This is a genomic window from Clostridioides sp. ES-S-0001-03 (assembly GCF_020676075.1).
GTDB lineage: Bacteria > Bacillota > Clostridia > Peptostreptococcales > Peptostreptococcaceae > Clostridioides.
In genome coordinates this window covers 402,759-421,749 of record NZ_JACVWJ010000004.1, presented here as the reverse complement: position 1 = coordinate 421,749, position 18,991 = coordinate 402,759, and the positions used below count along the sequence as shown (strand labels likewise).

General features: G+C 28.3%; 16 protein-coding genes and 1 other annotated feature. Of the genes, 14 read left to right on the top strand and 2 right to left on the bottom strand.

The window, feature by feature from the left end; genetic code table 11:
• Positions 1-55 precede the first annotated feature (55 nt).
• From ileS to IC174_RS10840, 3 genes are all read left to right on the top strand, one after another.
• Complete coding sequence (ileS, locus tag IC174_RS10850) at positions 56-3,163, top strand: isoleucine--tRNA ligase (RefSeq protein WP_227432448.1); 3,108 nt, start codon at positions 56-58, stop codon at positions 3,161-3,163.
• A gap of 326 nt (positions 3,164-3,489) precedes the next feature.
• Complete coding sequence (locus IC174_RS10845; protein WP_227432449.1) at positions 3,490-4,362, top strand: YitT family protein; 873 nt, start codon at positions 3,490-3,492, stop codon at positions 4,360-4,362.
• 112 nt (positions 4,363-4,474) lie between these two features.
• Positions 4,475-4,771 carry a hypothetical protein gene (locus IC174_RS10840; protein ID WP_227482888.1) on the top strand — a complete coding sequence of 99 codons (297 nt, stop codon included), beginning with the start codon at positions 4,475-4,477 and terminating at the stop codon, positions 4,769-4,771.
• 143 nt (positions 4,772-4,914) lie between these two features.
• Here IC174_RS10840 and IC174_RS10835 read toward each other — a convergent pair whose 3' ends face one another.
• A complete protein-coding gene (locus IC174_RS10835; RefSeq protein ID WP_227482887.1) occupies positions 4,915-5,487 on the bottom strand; it encodes a TetR/AcrR family transcriptional regulator in 573 nt (190 codons plus the stop codon).
• A 184-nt stretch (positions 5,488-5,671) separates the two neighbouring features.
• Between IC174_RS10835 and IC174_RS10830 the strand changes: the two genes are divergently transcribed.
• Positions 5,672-6,514, top strand: coding sequence for a DegV family protein (locus tag IC174_RS10830; protein ID WP_227482886.1), 843 nt, complete (start codon positions 5,672-5,674; stop codon positions 6,512-6,514).
• 88 nt (positions 6,515-6,602) lie between these two features.
• Here the strand turns inward: IC174_RS10830 and IC174_RS10825 are convergent, their stop codons facing one another.
• A complete protein-coding gene (locus IC174_RS10825) occupies positions 6,603-7,679 on the bottom strand; it encodes a M24 family metallopeptidase (RefSeq protein WP_227432453.1) in 1,077 nt (358 codons plus the stop codon).
• A 494-nt stretch (positions 7,680-8,173) separates the two neighbouring features.
• Here IC174_RS10825 and IC174_RS10820 point away from each other — a divergent pair, with 494 nt between their 5' ends.
• From IC174_RS10820 to IC174_RS10775, 10 genes are all read left to right on the top strand, one after another.
• Positions 8,174-9,577 carry an APC family permease gene (locus IC174_RS10820; RefSeq protein ID WP_227432454.1) on the top strand — a complete coding sequence of 468 codons (1,404 nt, stop codon included), beginning with the start codon at positions 8,174-8,176 and terminating at the stop codon, positions 9,575-9,577.
• 93 nt (positions 9,578-9,670) lie between these two features.
• Positions 9,671-9,911, top strand: a binding site (T-box leader).
• A 42-nt stretch (positions 9,912-9,953) separates the two neighbouring features.
• Positions 9,954-10,652: a 5'-methylthioadenosine/adenosylhomocysteine nucleosidase gene (locus tag IC174_RS10815; protein ID WP_227432455.1), complete on the top strand. Its 699-nt coding sequence runs from the start codon at positions 9,954-9,956 to the stop codon at positions 10,650-10,652.
• A 23-nt stretch (positions 10,653-10,675) separates the two neighbouring features.
• Positions 10,676-11,677, top strand: coding sequence for a tryptophan--tRNA ligase (trpS, locus tag IC174_RS10810; RefSeq protein ID WP_227482885.1), 1,002 nt, complete (start codon positions 10,676-10,678; stop codon positions 11,675-11,677).
• 531 nt (positions 11,678-12,208) lie between these two features.
• Positions 12,209-13,411, top strand: coding sequence for a sensor histidine kinase (locus IC174_RS10805; RefSeq protein ID WP_227432457.1), 1,203 nt, complete (start codon positions 12,209-12,211; stop codon positions 13,409-13,411).
• Positions 13,412-13,415: 4 nt separating this feature from the next.
• On the top strand, positions 13,416-14,186 hold the full coding sequence (locus IC174_RS10800; RefSeq protein WP_227432458.1) for a LytR/AlgR family response regulator transcription factor: 771 nt from the start codon (positions 13,416-13,418) through the stop codon (positions 14,184-14,186).
• Positions 14,187-14,331: 145 nt separating this feature from the next.
• Positions 14,332-15,753: a carbon starvation protein A gene (locus IC174_RS10795; RefSeq protein WP_227432459.1), complete on the top strand. Its 1,422-nt coding sequence runs from the start codon at positions 14,332-14,334 to the stop codon at positions 15,751-15,753.
• Positions 15,754-15,934: 181 nt separating this feature from the next.
• Positions 15,935-16,417 (top strand): TraR/DksA C4-type zinc finger protein, encoded by a 483-nt coding sequence (locus tag IC174_RS10790; protein WP_227432460.1) that lies wholly within the window; start codon positions 15,935-15,937, stop codon positions 16,415-16,417.
• A 50-nt stretch (positions 16,418-16,467) separates the two neighbouring features.
• The gene (locus tag IC174_RS10785; protein WP_227432461.1) at positions 16,468-17,247 is read left to right on the top strand and encodes a polysaccharide deacetylase family protein; all 780 of its coding nucleotides are present in this window, start codon (positions 16,468-16,470) and stop codon (positions 17,245-17,247) included.
• A 302-nt stretch (positions 17,248-17,549) separates the two neighbouring features.
• Entirely contained in the window at positions 17,550-17,996 is a 447-nt protein-coding gene (gene lspA / locus IC174_RS10780; protein ID WP_227432462.1) for a signal peptidase II, read from the top strand.
• Positions 17,965-18,912 (top strand): RluA family pseudouridine synthase, encoded by a 948-nt coding sequence (locus tag IC174_RS10775; RefSeq protein ID WP_227862632.1) that lies wholly within the window; start codon positions 17,965-17,967, stop codon positions 18,910-18,912. The genes lspA and IC174_RS10775 overlap by 32 nt, the downstream gene beginning before the upstream one ends.
• Positions 18,913-18,991 lie beyond the last annotated feature (79 nt).

Genomic DNA, 18,991 nt, shown 5'->3' with positions numbered 1-18,991 from the left:
ACGTAAAAGAATAAAAACTTTGGAATTATAATAACTGTAGGAAAGGGTGATTTACATGGCAAAATTTAAGCCATTGGTGGACAGTTCTGTGAAACAAGCAGAAGCACAAGTTTTTGACTATTGGAAAGACATAGATATACTTGAAAAAACTCTAGAAAAAGGTAAAGACGACCCAAGTTTTGTATTTTATGAAGGACCTCCAACAGCTAATGGAAATCCTGGAGTACATCACGTTTTATCTAGAACACTTAAAGATTCTGTTTGTAGATATAAAACAATGTCTGGTTATCAAGTAAAGAGAAAAGCTGGTTGGGATACACACGGATTGCCAGTTGAAATACAAGTAGAAAAAGAATTAGGTCTTACTAGCAAGCAACAAATAGAAGAATATGGAATAGCTGAATTTAACCAAAAATGTAGAGAGTCAGTTTTCTCATTTGAAAAACAATGGAGAATAATGACTGAGAGAATGGCTTATGAAGTTGACTTAGATAATCCATATATAACTTTAGATAATAACTATATAGAATCTGTATGGTGGATATTGAATAAGTTCAATAAAGAAGGATATATATATGAAGGGCATAAAATACTTCCTTATTGCCCAAGATGTGGAACTGGTCTTGCTAGTCATGAGGTTGCACAAGGATATAAAGAAGTAAAGACAAATACAGTTGTAGCTAAATTTAAGAAAAAAGATGCTGATGAATATTTCTTAGCATGGACAACTACTCCATGGACTTTACCATCAAATGTTTCATTAACAGTGAATGCTGATGTTGATTACTTAAAAGTTAAAAAAGGTGATGAGGTATATTATGTATCTAAACCTTTAGCTAATAAAGTACTAGGTGAAGACTATGAAGTTTTAGAAGAAATGAAAGGTAAAGATTTAGAAGGCTTAGAATATGAACAATTAATGCCTTTTGTAGAAGTTGATAAAAAAGCATTTTTCATTACAGTAGGAGATTATGTAACTACTGAAGATGGTACTGGAATAGTTCATACAGCACCAGCATTTGGTGAAGATGACTACAATACAGGTAAAAGATACGATTTACCAGTTGTACAGCCAGTAGATGAAACTGGTAAATTTACAACTACTCCTTGGGAAGGTAGATTTGTAATGGAAGATGGGCTAGATGTTGAAATAATAAAATGGCTAGCTTCTGAAAATAAACTATATAGTAAAGAAAAAGTAGTTCATAATTATCCACATTGTTGGAGATGCCAAACTCCACTTGTGTACTATGCAAAACCAAGCTGGTATATAGAAATGACTAAGCTTAAGGATAAATTAATAGAAAATAATAATGGTGTAAAATGGTTCCCAGGCTTTGTAGGTGAAAAGAGATTTGGAAACTGGTTAGAAAATCTAAATGACTGGGCAATATCAAGAACTAGATATTGGGGAACTCCACTTCCTATATGGAGATGTGAATGTGGTCATACAGATTCAGTTGGTTCAAGAGCAGAATTAGCTGAAAAAGCTATAGAAGATGTAAACCCAGAAACTGTAGAACTTCATAGACCATATGTAGATGATATACACTTGAAGTGTGAAAAATGTGGAAAACCAATGACAAGAGTAACAGAAGTTATAGACTGCTGGTTTGATAGTGGAGCTATGCCATTTGCACAACACCACTATCCATTTGAAAACAAAGAAAACTTTGATGAGCTATTCCCAGCTGATTATATATCAGAAGGTATAGACCAAACTAGAGGTTGGTTCTACTCATTACTTGCAGTATCAACATTTGTATTAGGAAAAGCACCGTATAAGAGTGTCTTAGTTCCAGACCTTGTACTTGATAAAGATGGAAAGAAAATGAGTAAATCAAGAGGAAATACAGTAAATCCTATGCAGTTGTTTGATCAATATGGAGCGGATGCGCTAAGATGGTATTTACTATATGTTTCTCCACCATGGACTCCAACTAAATTTGATATGGATGGATTAAAAGAAATCCAAAGTAAATTTATAGGTACTATGAAAAATGTATATAACTTCTTTACTTTATATGCAAATACAGATGATATAAATCCAACTGAATTCTTTGTAGAATACAAAGATAGACCAGAACTTGACAGATGGATACTATCTAAATTCAATAATTTAATGAAAGATGTAGAAGAAAATTTAGAGATATTTGAATTAAATAAAACTTTAAGAATGATACAAGATTTCATAAATGATGATTTATCTAACTGGTATATAAGACGTTCAAGAAGAAGATTCTGGGCAACTGAATTAACAGAAGATAAAAAAGCTGTATACAATACAACTTATGAATTATTACATGGACTTTGCAGAGCTATAGCACCATTTGCTCCATATATGTCAGAAGAAATGTATAGAAACCTAACTGGAGAAGTATCTGTTCATTTAGCTGAATATCCTAAGTTTAATGAGAGTTTAGTTGATACTAAATTAGAAGAAAAAATGGATTTAGCTAAGAATCTAGTTACTTTAGGTAGAGCTTCAAGAGAAGTTGAGAGAATAAAAGTTCGTCAACCATTACAAAAAGTATTAGTAGATGGTAAATTTGAAGACACAATAAGTGATGTAGTTGATTTAATAAAAGAAGAGCTTAATGTTAAAGAGGTAGTATTTGCTAAAGATTTAGATGAATATATGAACTTTAGCCTAAAACCAAACTTTAAAGAAGCTGGACCAATATTAGGCGCTAAGATGAACTTATTTGTAGGAGCATTAAACAAGTTAAATGCACATGAAACTGCTAATAAACTTGAAAATGGTGAAACTTTAACAGTTGATTTAAATGGAGAAGCATTTGAATTTAATAAAGACTTAGTATTAATAGGTATAACTGCTAAAGAAGGATTTAATGTATCTGTTGAAAATAATCTTTTTGTTATACTAGATACTAAATTAACTGATGAGTTAGTTGATGAAGGATATGCTAGAGAATTTATATCTAAAGTACAACAATTGAGAAAATCTAATAACTTTGAAGTACTAGACAACATAGTAATAGATTACTGTGGTGATGATGAGATTGCTAAAGCTGTTGAGCATTTTGATGAATACATCAAGTCTGAGACTTTAGCTTTAGAAATAAATAGAGTGGATGATAAATCTTTAGAAGAACAAAACTTAAATGACCATATGACAGGTATAAAAGTTACAAGAAAATAAAAAATAACAAGCTGTTAATTAAGAGCCCTATAGAAAATGATTTGTAAATTTCTATAGGGCTTTTTTTAAAAAGATAGCTTATTTCTTTATTTAATTAATTGTTTTTGTACTTCAATAATTAAATGTTTTAATATTCCAAAATTTACAACAAATAAATTTATATAAATCATATAAATTATTTATAGCATATGATAAAATGTTAATGAATAAACGTTTAAGTGAGGATGAATAATATTTTAGAGTGAACTACTTCTGGTAAATTTATTTTTAAATTTATTGTGTATTATGCAGGGTGGTTTATTTATTATGCAAAGGGGTGCGTTTTGATGTATGGTGAAAGCAAAAAACTAAGTATTGATAATAACATATTTTTGCAATATGGTCTTATTATATTGGGAATGATTTTATCAACCTTAGGAATAAATTTATATCTAGCACCAGCCAAGTTGTTAAGTGGAGGAGTAGCTGGAATTTGTGTTATATTATATAAGTTATTTGGTATAAATCAGGGATTATCTAGTTTTTTGATGAATATACCAATATTTATTATAGCTAAGAAGTATTTTGATAATAAATTTTTGTTAATAAGTTTTGTAAATATGTTACTATTTTCTGTTGCACTTGGTTTAACACAAGATATTGCTAAATATTTTCCAATAAATGATACTATGCTACAATCTATTTATGGTGGTGTTTTAACTGGTATAGGTATGGGATTGACCTTTAAAGCAAGAGCTACTGCTGGAGGGCTTGATATAATAGCAGCTATAATGAAAAGAAAGTACGATATACCAATGAAAAATACATTTTTATTTATTAATTTCTTTGTAGTATGTGCAGGTGCATTTTTATTTGGAGCAAAATTGGTAATGTACACTCTAATTACTATGTATATAATTTCTTTTACAATGGATATAGCAAAAGATTGCTTTGATAGAAAAAAATCTATACTTTTAATATCAAATAGATATGAAGAAATATCAAAAGTAATAATGAATAAGATGGGTAGAGGAGTAACTTTTTTAGAAGCAGAAGGAGCATATACGCAGAATAAGAAAAAAATGATTTACTGTATCATATCTGCAAATGAAGTAGGTAAATTTAAGGATTTAATTTATGATATGGATAGTGAAGCTTTTATTTCTGTAAACAATGTAGAAGAAGTAAAAGGTGGAGGTTTTAAGGATAAATTTTTATAAGATATAAGTGTTAAAAAATACCATATATCTTGTTATTGTACCTAGTTAGATGTATACTGTAACTAATGGGGCACATGAAGTGCTCAATAATATACTAGGAGGTATAAATAATATGTTAAGAGAGAGATTTGTAGTAAGAAATCATCATAATCCACATGCTAATGGATGCTGTGGAACTGGAGGAGAAGGATGCTGTGGAGGAGATAACCATCAACATTCACACGAGCATTCTCACAGTCATGGACATGAACATGAGCATGTAAATGGTGTAGGTCATGACCATAATCATGATGATGGATTTTCAGGAACTCATGAGCATGGGCATGAACATACACATATACATGGGCATGAACATACACATATACATGGGCATGAACATTTAGATGGGCATACACATCAACATAAATAGAAGTATTTTAAATTAATAAAATGATTTTTATTTTGTGATTCCATGAAGGTTTAAATAAAAATTATTCATAGCAAATAAAAAAGTGAGCTGTTAAATAAAAAAACTTTAATAGTTCACTTTTATTAATTATTAAAATATCAAGTTTAAATCCAATGGTTAACTAAAAAAGAAGCGATATTTTCATAAGGCATTTTTTCTGTTTTTAACAGGCTTTGGACAACTAAACCATCAACTATAGACATAAGTAAAAAAGAAAAGGATTCAGCATCCTGTTCATTCTCATCACCACTATATTTTTCAAGAGATTCAATAATTTCAGATTTAAGGGTAGTTCGCCATTCAATATATTTCAATCTCATTCTTTCTTTTAAATCATCATTTGAAGTAATAGCTTCACAAATAAGATACATATGTACTCTACCACGACTTTCTATAGTAGATATTTTTTCTAGTATTAAGTTGACCATTTCTATTTGAGAATTTTTGGATTTGACATTTTTTACACAGTTTAATATAGCACTAGTTATAACTTCTAAATGAGTATCAGCAATGTCATATATAATATCATTTTTAGATGAGTAGTGATAATATAGTGTACCCTTACTTATATTCACATCTTTTGCAATATCAGCAAGACTGGTATTTTGAACTCCATTTTTGGCTATTAAATTAGTAGCAGATAATAAAATAGCTTGTTTCATATTATTTGTTTTCATAAAACCTACCTTTCTATGTATATTTATAACAAATTAATAACATTATAAGCTTATAGAAAATTATTGTCAATAAAGCAAGAATCTATATCTATTGACTTTTTTTCATCCAAAATATAAAATAATAATTAAATCGGTCGTACGACCGACTGAATAAACAAAAACAATATCTTATAGTGAGGTTAATATGGATAAAATAAAATTGATAGTAGACAGTGCATGTGACTTACCTAATCATATAATAGAGAAATACAATATTGAAGTTATTGGTTTAAATGTATCTTTTGGAGAAGAGAACTATATATCTGGGAAGGAAATAGATAATGAAACTTTCTACAGAAAAATGGATGAAAGTAAATTATTGCCAAAAACATCATGTCCTTCACCAGATAAGTTTTTAGAAGCATATCAATGCGAAGAGGAAAGTATATTAGTAATTAGCATAAGTTCAGGATTATCTGGAACTTATAATAGTGCACTTTTGGCAAAAGACATGTTCGAAAAAGAAGGAAATAATAAAAAAATTGAAATTATAGATTCACTTAGTGGGTCAATTGGCATAGGACAATTAGTATTAAAAGCGGCAATATTAATAAAAGAAGGAAAAGAACTTGAAGAAATTGTTTCAATAATAGATAGATATAAAGACAATCCACCATTTTATGGAACTCTAGAGACATTAGAAAATGCTATAAAAGGAGGTAGAATAAATCCAATAGCAGGAAAAATTATAAATACATTAAATTTTAAGGCTATAATACAAGTTGCAGATGGGATTGTAACTCCAATAGATAAGGCAAGGGGTGAAGGGAATAGCTTGAAAAAACTGATTCAGTTAGTAGAATCAAAAATTATAGATAAAGAAGAGAAGGTTTTATTTATAGGACATGCTAACTGCCCTGAAAAAGCTCAAAAAGTAAGAGAAGCTATGGAAAAAGATGTTAAATATAAAGACGTTGTAATCTGTGAAGTTGGTTCAGTAATGGGAACATATACTTCAAAAGGTGCAATTTTGATAACTGCAATATAAACAACAAACTAAAAAGTTAAAGCTGTATAAAAATGAATAAAATCATTTTTATACAGCTTATTTTGATGTTATTAAGTTAATCTTATAATTAACCAACCACACATATTTCTTTGTCATATTTGTTTAGTATTTCGCAACCATCTTCAGTAACTAGTACTAAATCTTCTATTCTAACTCCAAACTCTCCTGGTAAATATATACCTGGTTCTATAGAGAATATCATTCCTGGTTGTACAGTATCTGTATTTATAGAAGATACATCTCCCTTATCATGAACTTCAAGTCCTATAGAGTGACCAGTTCTATGAGTGAAGTATTGTCCATATCCTTTTTCAGTTATGTAATCACGAGCAGCTGCATCTATATCACAGAATCTAACTCCTGGTTTTACAATAGCTTCAGCTCTCTTATTGGCTTCAAGAACTATTTCAAATATTTCTCTACCTTTTTCAGGTATTTCTTTATAGAATACAGTTCTTGTCATATCAGCACAATAATTATCTTTTATGCAACCTATATCTAATATTATTGCATCACCAGGTTTTACAAGAGCATTTCCTGGTTCTCCATGTGGATTAGCTCCATTAGGACCAAATCCTATTATAGGGTCAAATGAAAATCCATCAGCACCTAAGTCTTCATATATTTTAGATAATTTACCAACAAGTTGTTTTTCTGTAAGTTCACCAGAAACAGTAGCTTTAAGTTGTTCCATACCTTTGTCATTTAATCTTGAAGCTATTCTCATTAATTCTTTTTCTTCTTCATCTTTACACATTCTTAAAGTATCTATTATATAAGATGAGTTTACAAATTTACTTCCTCCACCTGATTCTATTAAGCTTAATAAGAATCTAGCTGGCCAGTTTTTGTCAACACCCATAGTAGCATTTTTGTCTACATGTTCAGTTACTATTTCTATTGGATTTTGAGTATCATTAAACCAAACCATTTCAACACCTAAATCTTCTGCAACTGGGAATAATTCATTTATAAATAATTTATTATTACCATTTAAATTTAAGTATAAAGCTAACAGTCTTTCACCTGGGTGGATTAGTAATCCTGTTAAATAAAATATTGAAGTAGGATCACTTACCAACATTTGAGAAATATCATCTTTTTTCATTTGTTCAAGTACAGCATTTAATCTTTGAGTCTTCATAATAATTTCCTCCTAATCAAAATTCGATACAAATCAATTTTAGCACTATTAAACAAAAATTAGTATACTTTTCTTCTAGAAATATAAAAAAATTTTAACATATATTTTTTATATTAAATTTAATTCCCTATTTTACATTAAAAGAAAAGTAAAATAAGTTTATATTGTGAAAATTTTATAAAAATAATAACTTGAATAAGTAAAAATATATATTTGAGATAGTTATATAATTATGAAAATTAATAAAAAAATTTTTATATTAAAATAATATTGAAACAATTTTAATAATTTAGTATCATTAAAGAGAAAGTGATAGAACTTTCAAAATTTATCACTTTTAGTAAATTTTGATTTCAAAATATCTAAATTTGAGGTATAAATATTTTTATTTAAAGTATTTTATAGGTTAAATTGAAGTATTTTATAGGTTAAAGTTATTTTAACTGTTATGAAATCAATTTTTAATTAATAAAGAGAGGGGAAATTATAATAGGATGGAAAAGAAAAAAATAGGCCTATGGAGTTTGGTATTTATGAATGTATCAGCTTTATACGGTATAAGATGGATAGCTAAGTCGACAGCGTCAAGCTTCGGTTTAGGATTAGGTGCAATACCTATGTGGTTATTATTCTCATTTATATATTTCGTACCAGGAGCTTTAATTTGTGCTGAATTAGCTTCTACATATCAAAAAGGTGATGGAGGTTTATATGATTGGGTTAAGGAAGCCTTTGGAGAAAAATATGGCTTTTTAGTTTCTTGGTTAAACTGGACAGCTAAAATATTTTGGTATTCTTCATTCCTAACTTTTTTAGCAGTAAATGTTTCTTATACAATAGGAAATCCAGCACTTGCAGATAATAAGATATTTGTACTTATATTATCTTTAGTAATATTCTGGATATTATCTATTATAGCAACTAAAGGAATAAGCTTTACAAAAATATTTACTAATACAGGTGCATTAGGTTCAACAATACCAAGTGCTATACTTATAATATTTTCATTTTTAGCAGTATTAGTATTGAAAAAACATGATATGGCTTCAACATATACAATAGCTTCAATGACTCCAAAACTTAATATGGATGCATTTGTTGCTATATCAGCTATAATGTTTGGTTTAGCAGGAGCAGAAACTGCAGCTAACTTTATAACAGAGATAGATAAGCCTGAAAAGAACTTCCCTAAAGCTATATTAATATCAGCTGGAATAGTTGCTTCATTATATGTATTAGGTTCTATTGCAATAACAATGATAATACCACCAGACCAAATTACTGCTTCTAAAGGTGTGTTAGATGCGCTTGCAGCTGTTTGTGAATCTTTAGGAATAGGTTCTTGGTTAGTTCAATTGATAGCTTTTGGTATAGCTTTTTCAATATTAGGAGCAATAGTTCTTTATATAGCATCACCAATAAAAATGTTATTTGGTAGTGTTAAAAAAGGAGTATTTCCAGATAGTTTGGTAGAAGTAAATAAACACAAGATACCTTCGAAAGCAGTTATACTTCAAGCAATAATAGTTACTATAATATTATTAGTGACTACATTAATGCCTTCTGTTGATGCTATATACAATGTTCTTGTAACTATGACAGCATTAACTGCATTATTCCCATATGTATTGTTATATGCTTCTTATATTAAGCTAAGAAAAGAGAGACCAGATGAAATTAGACCATATACTATGGCAAAATCAACAGGTACTTGTATAGGTTTAGCGAAAATGGTTTTAACTGTAACTGTAGTTGGTATATTATTATCAGCAGCACCAGTTATGCCTACATTTGCTGAAAATATCATATATGAAATAGAAATGATTGGTGGAGGTCTTCTAGTTATCTTATCTGGTCTATGGTTATGGAATAGATATGAAAAGAGAACAGCTAAATAAAAATGTATTTTAAATATATATTTTGGATATTATTATATATATAGTTGACAATTTATATCATAAGGAATATTATAAAATAAAGAAATTAATAAATTAAATCCTGGGATAAGAAAGAGTAAATAAATAGACTTTTACACAGAGAATTAAGGGTGCTGAGAACTTAATAAAAAGTATTTATTGAATGGGTCTTTGAGGAGTAATGTGAAATGCAGTTTAAGACTGTAGATTATCTGATATCGTGTGTGCACGTTATAGCACATATTAAGATATATATATTCAGCTTTGAGTATATATAAATTTAGGTGGTACCACGGAAAATATATCCGTCCTATTGATTTAGGACGGATTTTTTAATATATAAAATTTAGGAGGAAAGATGAACGTAATAGGAATTATAGGTGCAATGGATGAAGAAGTAAGTATATTAGTGAATTTAATGGATATTAAAGAAATTGTAAAAAAAGCTAGCTTAGAATTTCATAAAGGAACTTTAGAAGGAAAAAATGTTGTTTTAGTAAAATGTGGTATAGGAAAAGTTAACTCTGCTCTTTGTGCACAAATATTAATAAGTGAATTTGAAGTTGATGCTATTGTCAATACAGGTGTTGCGGGGGCTTTAAATGAAAATCTTAATGTCAATGATATAGTAATTTCAACTGATGCGATACAATACGATATAGATACTACTGCATTTGGAGACCCTAAAGGTGTTATACCAAGAATGGAAACATCTGTATTTAAAGCAGATGAAAGACTCGTAGAAGCTGCTTATAAATCTTCTGTAGAAGAAACAAAAACTCATAAAGTATTAAAAGGAAGAGTAGTAACAGGAGATATATTTATAAACTCTAAAGAATTAAAAGAAGAATTAGTAAATGATTTTGGCGGGTATTGTGGAGAGATGGAAGGTGGAGCTATAGCTCATGTATGTTACTTAAATAATGTTCCATTTGTCATAATAAGAGCAATGTCTGATAAAGCAGATGGAAGTGCTGGAGTTGCATATGAAGTATTTGTACATGAGGCAGCCAACAATTCTAAAGATATCGTATTAAGCATGTTAAAATCAATATAAATATATAAGGAGGTACAAATCATATGAGTGAAAAAAAGGTTATATTTAGTGGTGCACAACCATCAGGTAAGATGACTCTAGGAAACTATTTAGGAGCTATAAAAAACTGGACTGAACTTCAAGAAAATTATAATTGTTATTATAGTATTGTTGATTTACATGCAATAACAGTACCTCAAGACCCTAAAGTTTTGAGAGCTAATACTATAGAATTACTTGCTCAATATCTAGCTTGTGGATTAGATCCAGAAAAAAATACTATATTTATACAATCACATGTTAAAGAGCATGTTGAACTTATGTGGATATTAAATACAATGACTTATATGGGTGAATTAAGTAGAATGACTCAATTTAAAGATAAATCACAAAAGAGTGAAGCAAATCTAAATGCAGGATTATTTACGTATCCAGTTCTTATGGCTGCTGATATACTATTATATCAAGCTGATTTGGTTCCAGTTGGAGATGACCAAAAACAACATTTAGAGCTATCTCGTGATTTAGCAAATAGATTTAATAATAGATTTTCACCTACATTTGTAGTCCCAGAAGGATACTATCCAAAAGGTGGAGCAAGAGTAATGAGTTTACAAGAACCAACTAAGAAAATGAGTAAATCTGATTCAAATGACAACGCATTTATATTATTGGCAGATGATTCAGATACTATAAAGAGAAAGATTAAGAGAAGTGTTACTGATTCTTTAGGTGTTGTAAAGTATACTGATGAACAACCTGGTATTAAAAACTTACTTGATATATATTCTAATTTAAGTAAAAAGAGTGTAGAAGAAATTGTAAACATGTATGAAGGTAAAGGTTATGGAGTATTTAAAGAAGATGTAGCTGAAGTAGTATCAGAAGCTTTAAGACCAATAAGAGAAAAATACGTTGACCTTCTTAATAATAAAGATTATTTAGAAAAAATCTATACTATGGGAGCTGAAAAGGCTGAAAAGCAAGCTAGAAAAACTCTTAGAAAAGTTTATAAAAAGGTTGGGTTTATAGAGAGAAGATATTAATTATATTATATATCTTCTTTAGTAAATAAATATTTAAAGTTATTAAAAAAGTATATGATAGGAAATAGAGAGGATATTATTAAGATAATATCCTCTTTAGTTTTGTAATAAAAAAAGATGAGCTTTTGCTCATCTCAAAGGGGTTAGATTATTCTTACTTTGGGGAAAGTAGAATAAAGGTAAAAGTTAACTGACGTTAACTTTGTTCTTTTTTGCATATCACTACTGAGCATAAAAAAATCAGAAAACCAGAGCCTTCTGAACTAACCTTGAACATACATCCATTATACTTTATACTCAATATGTAATTTATGAATTAATTTTAACTCTTATAAAGAAAATTGTCAATAATATATCAAAAAAACGTTTTAAAAAAATTTATATATATAATTAAATGAGTTTGATTTTATGTTTAACTGGTATGATACAATAATTAAGGCAATTATTTTTTATGTATTTAATAAGCCATAAAAATAATACCAATAACATATGTAAAAATTATTTTAAATAGGAAAAATAAGAGGAAAAAACATGAAAACATCAATTTTAATAGCATTAATAGAAAAAACAAGCCTTATTGTAGTATTATTTCTTCTAATAACAAAGCTAAAAACATTTAAACAAATATTTCAAAAAGAAGAATATAGCTTAAATGATTTGATTTGTATATCTTTAGTTTTTACTTTTCTAGCTATATTTGGTACTTACAATGGCATAAATTATATGGGGTCAATAGTAAATACGCGAATAATATCTATAGTATCAGGAGGCGTTTTATTTGGACCAATTGTAGGTATTACAGCAGGGTTGCTATCAGGTATACATAGGTATTTTATGGATATTGGAGGTATAACATCCATGCCATGCCTTTTATCAAGTATACTAGCAGGTGTGTTATCAGGATTTTTGTATAAGAAGATACCAAAGAAGCATAGAGTGATATATGGAATACTAGTAGGTATGATTTCTGAAAGTTTTACTATATTACTTATATATTTAATATCACAGCCTCATTCTCTGGCAATTCAAATAATTAATGGAATATACTTGCCTCTAATTGTCGGACAAATTGGTATAGGATTTGTTATATCTATAGTTGAGGGAATTGAAAAAGATAAAAAGGATATAGAAGCAAGAAATAAAGCAGAAATAAAAGCACTTCAAAGGCAAATTAATCCGCATTTTTTATTTAATTCTCTAAATACAATAGCATCCTTTATAAGATTTAATCCAGATAAAGCTAGAGAACTCATAATAAATTTATCAACTTACTTGAGATACAATCTTGAATATAGTGATAACTTGATAGACATAAATAAAGAGATTGAGCAAGTTAAATCTTTTGTAGAAATAGAAAAGGCTAGATTTGGAGATTTATTAACTATAATTTATGATATAGATGATGTAAATATAAAAATTCCAAGTTTAATTATACAACCAATAGTAGAGAATGCAATTATACATGGAGTTTTGGAAAGTGGAAGAGCTGGTGTGGTAAAAATATCTATAAAAAAATTACAACATTCATTAGAAAATACTATTAGAATATCGATTGAGGATAATGGTATAGGTATAAGTGAAGAAGTTATAAATAATGTATATCAAGATAATATGCCAGAAAATAAGATTGGACTTTATAATGTTCATTTAAGACTTAAGCTAATGTATGGAAGTGGTCTTAATATGAGAAGAACTGATAAAGGAACTTTAATTATGTTTTACGTAAAGGAGTAAGAATATGAAAGCAATAATAGTTGAGGATGAGTTTCCAGCAAGAAAAGAATTGAGATATTTTATTGAAAATAAAAGCGAGATTGAGGTAGTAAGTGAATTTACTAATGGCATAGAAGTACTAGATTTTATTCAAGAAAATAAAATAGATGTAATTTTTTTGGACATAAATATACCTCATCTTGATGGAATGTTACTTGCAAAAACATTAAATCAATTTAAAGCAAGACCTAAAATAGTATTTATAACAGCATATGAAAACTATGCAGTAGATGCTTTTTCATTAGGTGTATTTGACTATGTACTTAAGCCTTATTCTGAGGATAGGATTACATCAATGTTGGATAAGTTAGAGAAAAGTGAAACAAATAGTAGTGAAATATCTAGTGATAATAATTATATATCTAGTGATAAAAAATGTATAATAAATCAAAATATAGAGGAAATAACACATAAAATTAGCCTTTGGAAAGGTGATAAATTGGTTGTAATAGATATTGATGATATATATTACTGTGAGGCTAATGAAAGACAGACATTTATATATACTGAAAAGGAAACATTTATACTAAAAGAGGGTATATCAGAAGTAGAAAACATAATAAATGATAAAACTTTTTTTAGAACACACAGGTCTTACATAGTAAATTTAACTAAAGTAAAAGAAATTATCCCATGGTTTAATAACACATACATATTGAAGTTAAAAGATAGTGATTATGAAGTAACTGTAAGTAGAAGTAGAATAAAAGAATTTAGGCTATTAATGCACATATAAAGTCATTTCATGTATTTAAATATGCACTTAATGTGATTAACATTTATATTAGTACAAAAAAGTATTACTATTTGAACTGGAAATAGTTTTCTTAAACTTATAAAAATTTATAAAGCAATTATAAAAAAACTAAGGGGATGAATTTATGGTAAGTTTTTTAGGTTCAATGGTGGTACTTATAGTAGGTTATTTTATTTATGGTACTTTTGTAGAAAAGGTTTTTGGAATTAATGATAAAAATCAAACTCCAGCTATAGCTTGTAGAGATGGTGTAGATTATGTTCCAATGAAATGGAAAAGAATTTTCTTAATTCAATTCTTAAATATCGCAGGTTTAGGTCCTATATTTGGTGCTATACAAGGTGCATTATTTGGGCCATCAGCATTTTTATGGATAGTATTTGGGACAATTTTTGCAGGTGGTGTACATGACTTTGCTTCTGGATATTTATCTATGAAGAATAAAGGTACATCTGCATCAGAGTTAGTAGGTCTTTACTTAGGCAATAGTGCAAAAATAGCAATGAGAATATTTAGCGTTATTCTTTTGGTATTGGTTGGAGTTGTTTTTATAACAGGTCCAGCAGGATTACTAAAAACATTAACAGGAGTAAATACACAAATATGGGTTGGAGTAATAATTCTTTATTATATAATGGCTACTGTTTTGCCAATAGATAAGTTAATTGGAAAAATATATCCTTTATTTGGAGCAGCTTTATTAATTATGGCAGTAGGTGTAGCAGGAGGATTAATAATAAAGGGATATAACATACCAAATATAAATTTACAAAATATGAATCCAAATGGAACACCCCTATTCCCATATTTATTTATAACAATAGCATGTGGGGCAATATCAGGTTTTCATGCAACACAATCACCACTTATGGCAAGATGTGTTGAAAGAGAAAGTGAAGCAAGACCAGTATTTTATGGTTCAATGGTTGCAGAAGGAATAATAGCTTTAGTTTGGGCAGCAGCAGCTATGTCATACTTCCATGGTATACCTCAACTTAATGTAATATTTAATGATGGTGGAGCAGCTACTGTTGTTAATACAGTATCTGTTGGATTGATGGGGCCTATTGGAGGAGCTTTGGCTATACTTGGTGTTGTAGCATGTCCTATAACTTCAGGTGATACAGCATTTAGAAGTGCTAGATTAACAATAGCTGATGCAATGAACTACAATCAAGATGCAGTTAAAAATAGATTTTTAATAGCTTTACCACTATTTGCAGTAGGTGTTGCTCTTACATTTATAGATTTTAATATAATTTGGAGATACTTCTCTTGGGCAAATCAAACACTTGCTATGATAATGTTATGGACTGGTTCTGCATATTTGGTTAAAGCAAATAAAAACCACTACATAACTACATTGCCAGCGCTTTTTATGACTGTAGTAACATTTAGTTATATAATGCAGGCAAAAGAAGGTTTTAGACTACCAGTAAATATATCTAATGGAATAGGTGTTGCTGTTGCAATAATTCTTGGTATTTTATTCTTTAAAAAAGCTAAAGATATAAAAGAACAAAATACTCATAAATTAGCAAGTTAATATAATTATTATAAAAAATAAAAATATAACATTTAAATGTGTTTTAAAAATTTGTAGGTGAATTTAAAATTTGCCTACAATTTTTTTTGAAAAAATCAAATCTTACTTTTTATTGTATTTTTAATTTAGTTTTCCACATACTATTTTTATGATATAAATATTAAAATTAGAGGTGTTAAAAATGGATACTAAAAAATACAAAGATAAATTATTGAAAGAAAGAGCAAATTTGACTAATTTAGTGGGAGATATGAAAGACAATACTTTATTTGGAGATACAAATAAACATACCAGTGAAAAGTATTCATCAGGAGAGTTATCTAGTTATGATAATCATATAGGAGATATGGGAACAGATTTATATATGCAAAATATGCAAAATAGTTTAATAAATCATGAAGAAGGTAGATTGTATCAAATAGATATGGCATTATCTAAAATAGAAAATGGGACATACGGACTTTGTGATTTATGTCATAATAAAATAGATTTAGAAAGATTGGATATACTACCTGATACAAATTTATGCAATGAGTGTGCAAAAAAAGAAGAGGATTTATTAGGACACGCAAGTGAAACTCCTGAAGTGGAGGATTCTAATTTTTATTCAACAGACCTAACAAATTTAACTGATTTAAACAAAAACGGAACATTAAGAGATTAAAAAATTGACATCATATATTGTTAGAACGAATTAAGAAAAGAGGTAATGACATGAAAAAAGTAATGTGGGGTATATGTATATGTGTATTATCAATAGTAGGCGTATATACATATAGTCATAATACACATAATCAAAATAGCGTAAAAGAAGCTTATAGTCTAAATGACAATATAAAGAACGATTATGAAGATGTAATAATCAAGCAAGGAAATGAGGACGAAAAAATTTTAGCATTGACTTTTGATGATGGGCCAGATGAAGACTTTACACCACAAGTACTTGATATACTAAAGAAAAATAATGTAAAAGCAACTTTTTTTGTGGTTGGAGAAAAAGTTGCATATAACAAGGAATTACTAAAAAGACAGTATGAGGAAGGGCATGAGATAGGTAATCATACATTTACACATATAAATGTTGAAAAAAATAGTTATAATAAAGTAGAAAAAGAAATAACAGATACACAAAATGCTGTAAAGAGTGTAATTGGAGTAGAGCCCAAAATATTTAGACCTCCATATAGAGCTATGAGCAAAAGTGTATGTGATATTATAGTTTCTAAAGGTATGAATATAATTCTTTGGTCAAACTTGGACCCTAGAGATTGGTCAAATCCTGGCGTTGATAGTATTATTAATACTATTCTTACAAAAGTACAAAATGGAAATATAATACTTCTACATGATTATAATAATAAAAGAAACAATAAATCACAGACTATACAGGCTTTGGAAGTAGTAATTCCCAAGTTAAAAGAAAAAGGGTATAAATTTGTAACAGTATCTGAACTTATACAACATTTAGATAAAAATCAACAAGTACAAAAATAAAAGATATTTGTTTAAAGACTAATGATGCTTGTAAATCTAAAATACAAGCATCATTAATCTTTAAGCTATAAAATACACAAAAAGTATTGAATAATAGAGTATTTTGAAATTTTTTATACATAATAATGTAATTTTAAATTTGTAGCAATTTATAATATAGAAGGGTTAATATTATTTTTGATTAGTTTTACTAAAAAATTCAATTTTAACAGAGTTGCTCTTTATAGTATTTTTTTTGTATAATGGTAATAGTGAATTTCAATCAAAATTGATTTTTAAATAATTTATAGGGGGAAAAATCATTGTTATATGTGTTAATAATAATTCTGCTTATAGGATTAGACCAATTGTCTAAACTATGGGTGTTAAATAATTTGGTGAATGTGTCTACAATACCAATAATAAAGAATGTATTTCATCTAACTTATGTTGAAAATAGAGGTGCAGCATTTGGACTATTACAAAATAATCAATGGATATTTATAATAGTTGCACTAATTGCAACAGTATTTGGGTTATATTATCTCAATACAAGAAAAGTACATACATCTGGAAAGTTGGGAATCATATTAATAATATCTGGTGCATTAGGAAATCTAATTGATAGAGTTAGATTAGGGTTTGTAGTAGATTATTTTGACTTTAGGATTATATGGGAGTATGTATTTAATGTAGCTGATGTATTTGTAGTTGTAGGAACTGTATTTTTATGTATATATGTTTTATTTTTTGAAAGTAAAAGTAGGTGATTTGATGGAGAATGTAAGAGAGTTTTTAGTGCTTGAAGAGGAAGAAGAGGTTAGACTTGATGTTTATCTAGCAGAACAATTAGGAGATATGTCAAGAAGCTACATACAAAAAATTATAAAAGATGGTAAAGTAAAAGTTAATAATAAAGTAGAAAAAGCAAAATATTTAGTTAAAGAAGAAGATAAGATTATTATAGAAATACCAGAACCTAAAGTTCTAGAGGTTGTAGCTCAAAATATACCAATAGATATTGTATTTGAAGATGATGATATTTTAATAATTAACAAGTCTCAGGATATGGTTGTTCACCCTGCTCCTGGAAATTATGAAAATACATTGGTAAATGGAATTTTGTATCATTGTAAAGATAAGTTATCATCAATAAATGGTGTTATTAGACCTGGTATAGTTCATAGAATAGACAAAGATACTTCTGGTCTTCTTATGGTAGCTAAAAATAATTATGCACATAATTTTTTAGCAGAACAATTAAAAGAGCATTCTATAACTAGGGAGTATGAATTTATATGTTATGGTGTAGTTAAAGAAGATAAAATAACTGTAGACAAACCAATAGGAAGAAATCCTAAGGATAGATTAAAAATGGCTGTAGTAAAAGATGGAAGAAATGCAGTAACTCATTTTGAAGTGGTAGAAAGATTTGATAAATTTACTCATATGAGAGCTAGACTTGAAACTGGTAGAACTCATCAAATAAGAGTTCATGCCTCATCTATAAATCATCCGCTTTTAGGTGATAGTGTATATGGACCTAAAGAAAATAAGTTTAAACTAAAGGGACAAACTTTACATGCTAAGAAATTGGGATTTATACATCCTACCACTAAGGAATATATTGAATTTGATTCAGAATTACCAGAATACTTTAAGGAAGTTCTTAGAAAAATTAAATAAAAGTTTGTATGATATTATAAATCATCTAATTAGATTTATACAAGTGATAAAATTAGTGAAGTTTAGCTAAAATATTTTA

Excerpts from the sequence above, each read along its gene's own strand:
- IC174_RS10785 (WP_227432461.1), top strand. The coding sequence starts at position 16,468 with ATGAAAAAAGTAATGTGGGGTATATGTATATGTGTATTATCAATAGTA.
- IC174_RS10805 (WP_227432457.1), top strand. The coding sequence starts at position 12,209 with ATGAAAACATCAATTTTAATAGCATTAATAGAAAAAACAAGCCTTATT.
- trpS (WP_227482885.1), top strand. The coding sequence starts at position 10,676 with ATGAGTGAAAAAAAGGTTATATTTAGTGGTGCACAACCATCAGGTAAG.
- IC174_RS10790 (WP_227432460.1), top strand. The coding sequence starts at position 15,935 with ATGGATACTAAAAAATACAAAGATAAATTATTGAAAGAAAGAGCAAAT.
- IC174_RS10835 (WP_227482887.1), bottom strand. The coding sequence starts at position 5,487 with ATGAAAACAAATAATATGAAACAAGCTATTTTATTATCTGCTACTAAT.
- IC174_RS10795 (WP_227432459.1), top strand. The coding sequence starts at position 14,332 with ATGGTAAGTTTTTTAGGTTCAATGGTGGTACTTATAGTAGGTTATTTT.
- IC174_RS10775 (WP_227862632.1), top strand. The coding sequence starts at position 17,965 with ATGTTTTATTTTTTGAAAGTAAAAGTAGGTGATTTGATGGAGAATGTA.
- IC174_RS10800 (WP_227432458.1), top strand. The coding sequence starts at position 13,416 with ATGAAAGCAATAATAGTTGAGGATGAGTTTCCAGCAAGAAAAGAATTG.
- IC174_RS10825 (WP_227432453.1), bottom strand. The coding sequence starts at position 7,679 with ATGAAGACTCAAAGATTAAATGCTGTACTTGAACAAATGAAAAAAGAT.
- IC174_RS10820 (WP_227432454.1), top strand. The coding sequence starts at position 8,174 with ATGGAAAAGAAAAAAATAGGCCTATGGAGTTTGGTATTTATGAATGTA.
- ileS (WP_227432448.1), top strand. The coding sequence starts at position 56 with ATGGCAAAATTTAAGCCATTGGTGGACAGTTCTGTGAAACAAGCAGAA.
- IC174_RS10830 (WP_227482886.1), top strand. The coding sequence starts at position 5,672 with ATGGATAAAATAAAATTGATAGTAGACAGTGCATGTGACTTACCTAAT.
- IC174_RS10840 (WP_227482888.1), top strand. The coding sequence starts at position 4,475 with ATGTTAAGAGAGAGATTTGTAGTAAGAAATCATCATAATCCACATGCT.
- IC174_RS10845 (WP_227432449.1), top strand. The coding sequence starts at position 3,490 with ATGTATGGTGAAAGCAAAAAACTAAGTATTGATAATAACATATTTTTG.
- IC174_RS10815 (WP_227432455.1), top strand. The coding sequence starts at position 9,954 with ATGAACGTAATAGGAATTATAGGTGCAATGGATGAAGAAGTAAGTATA.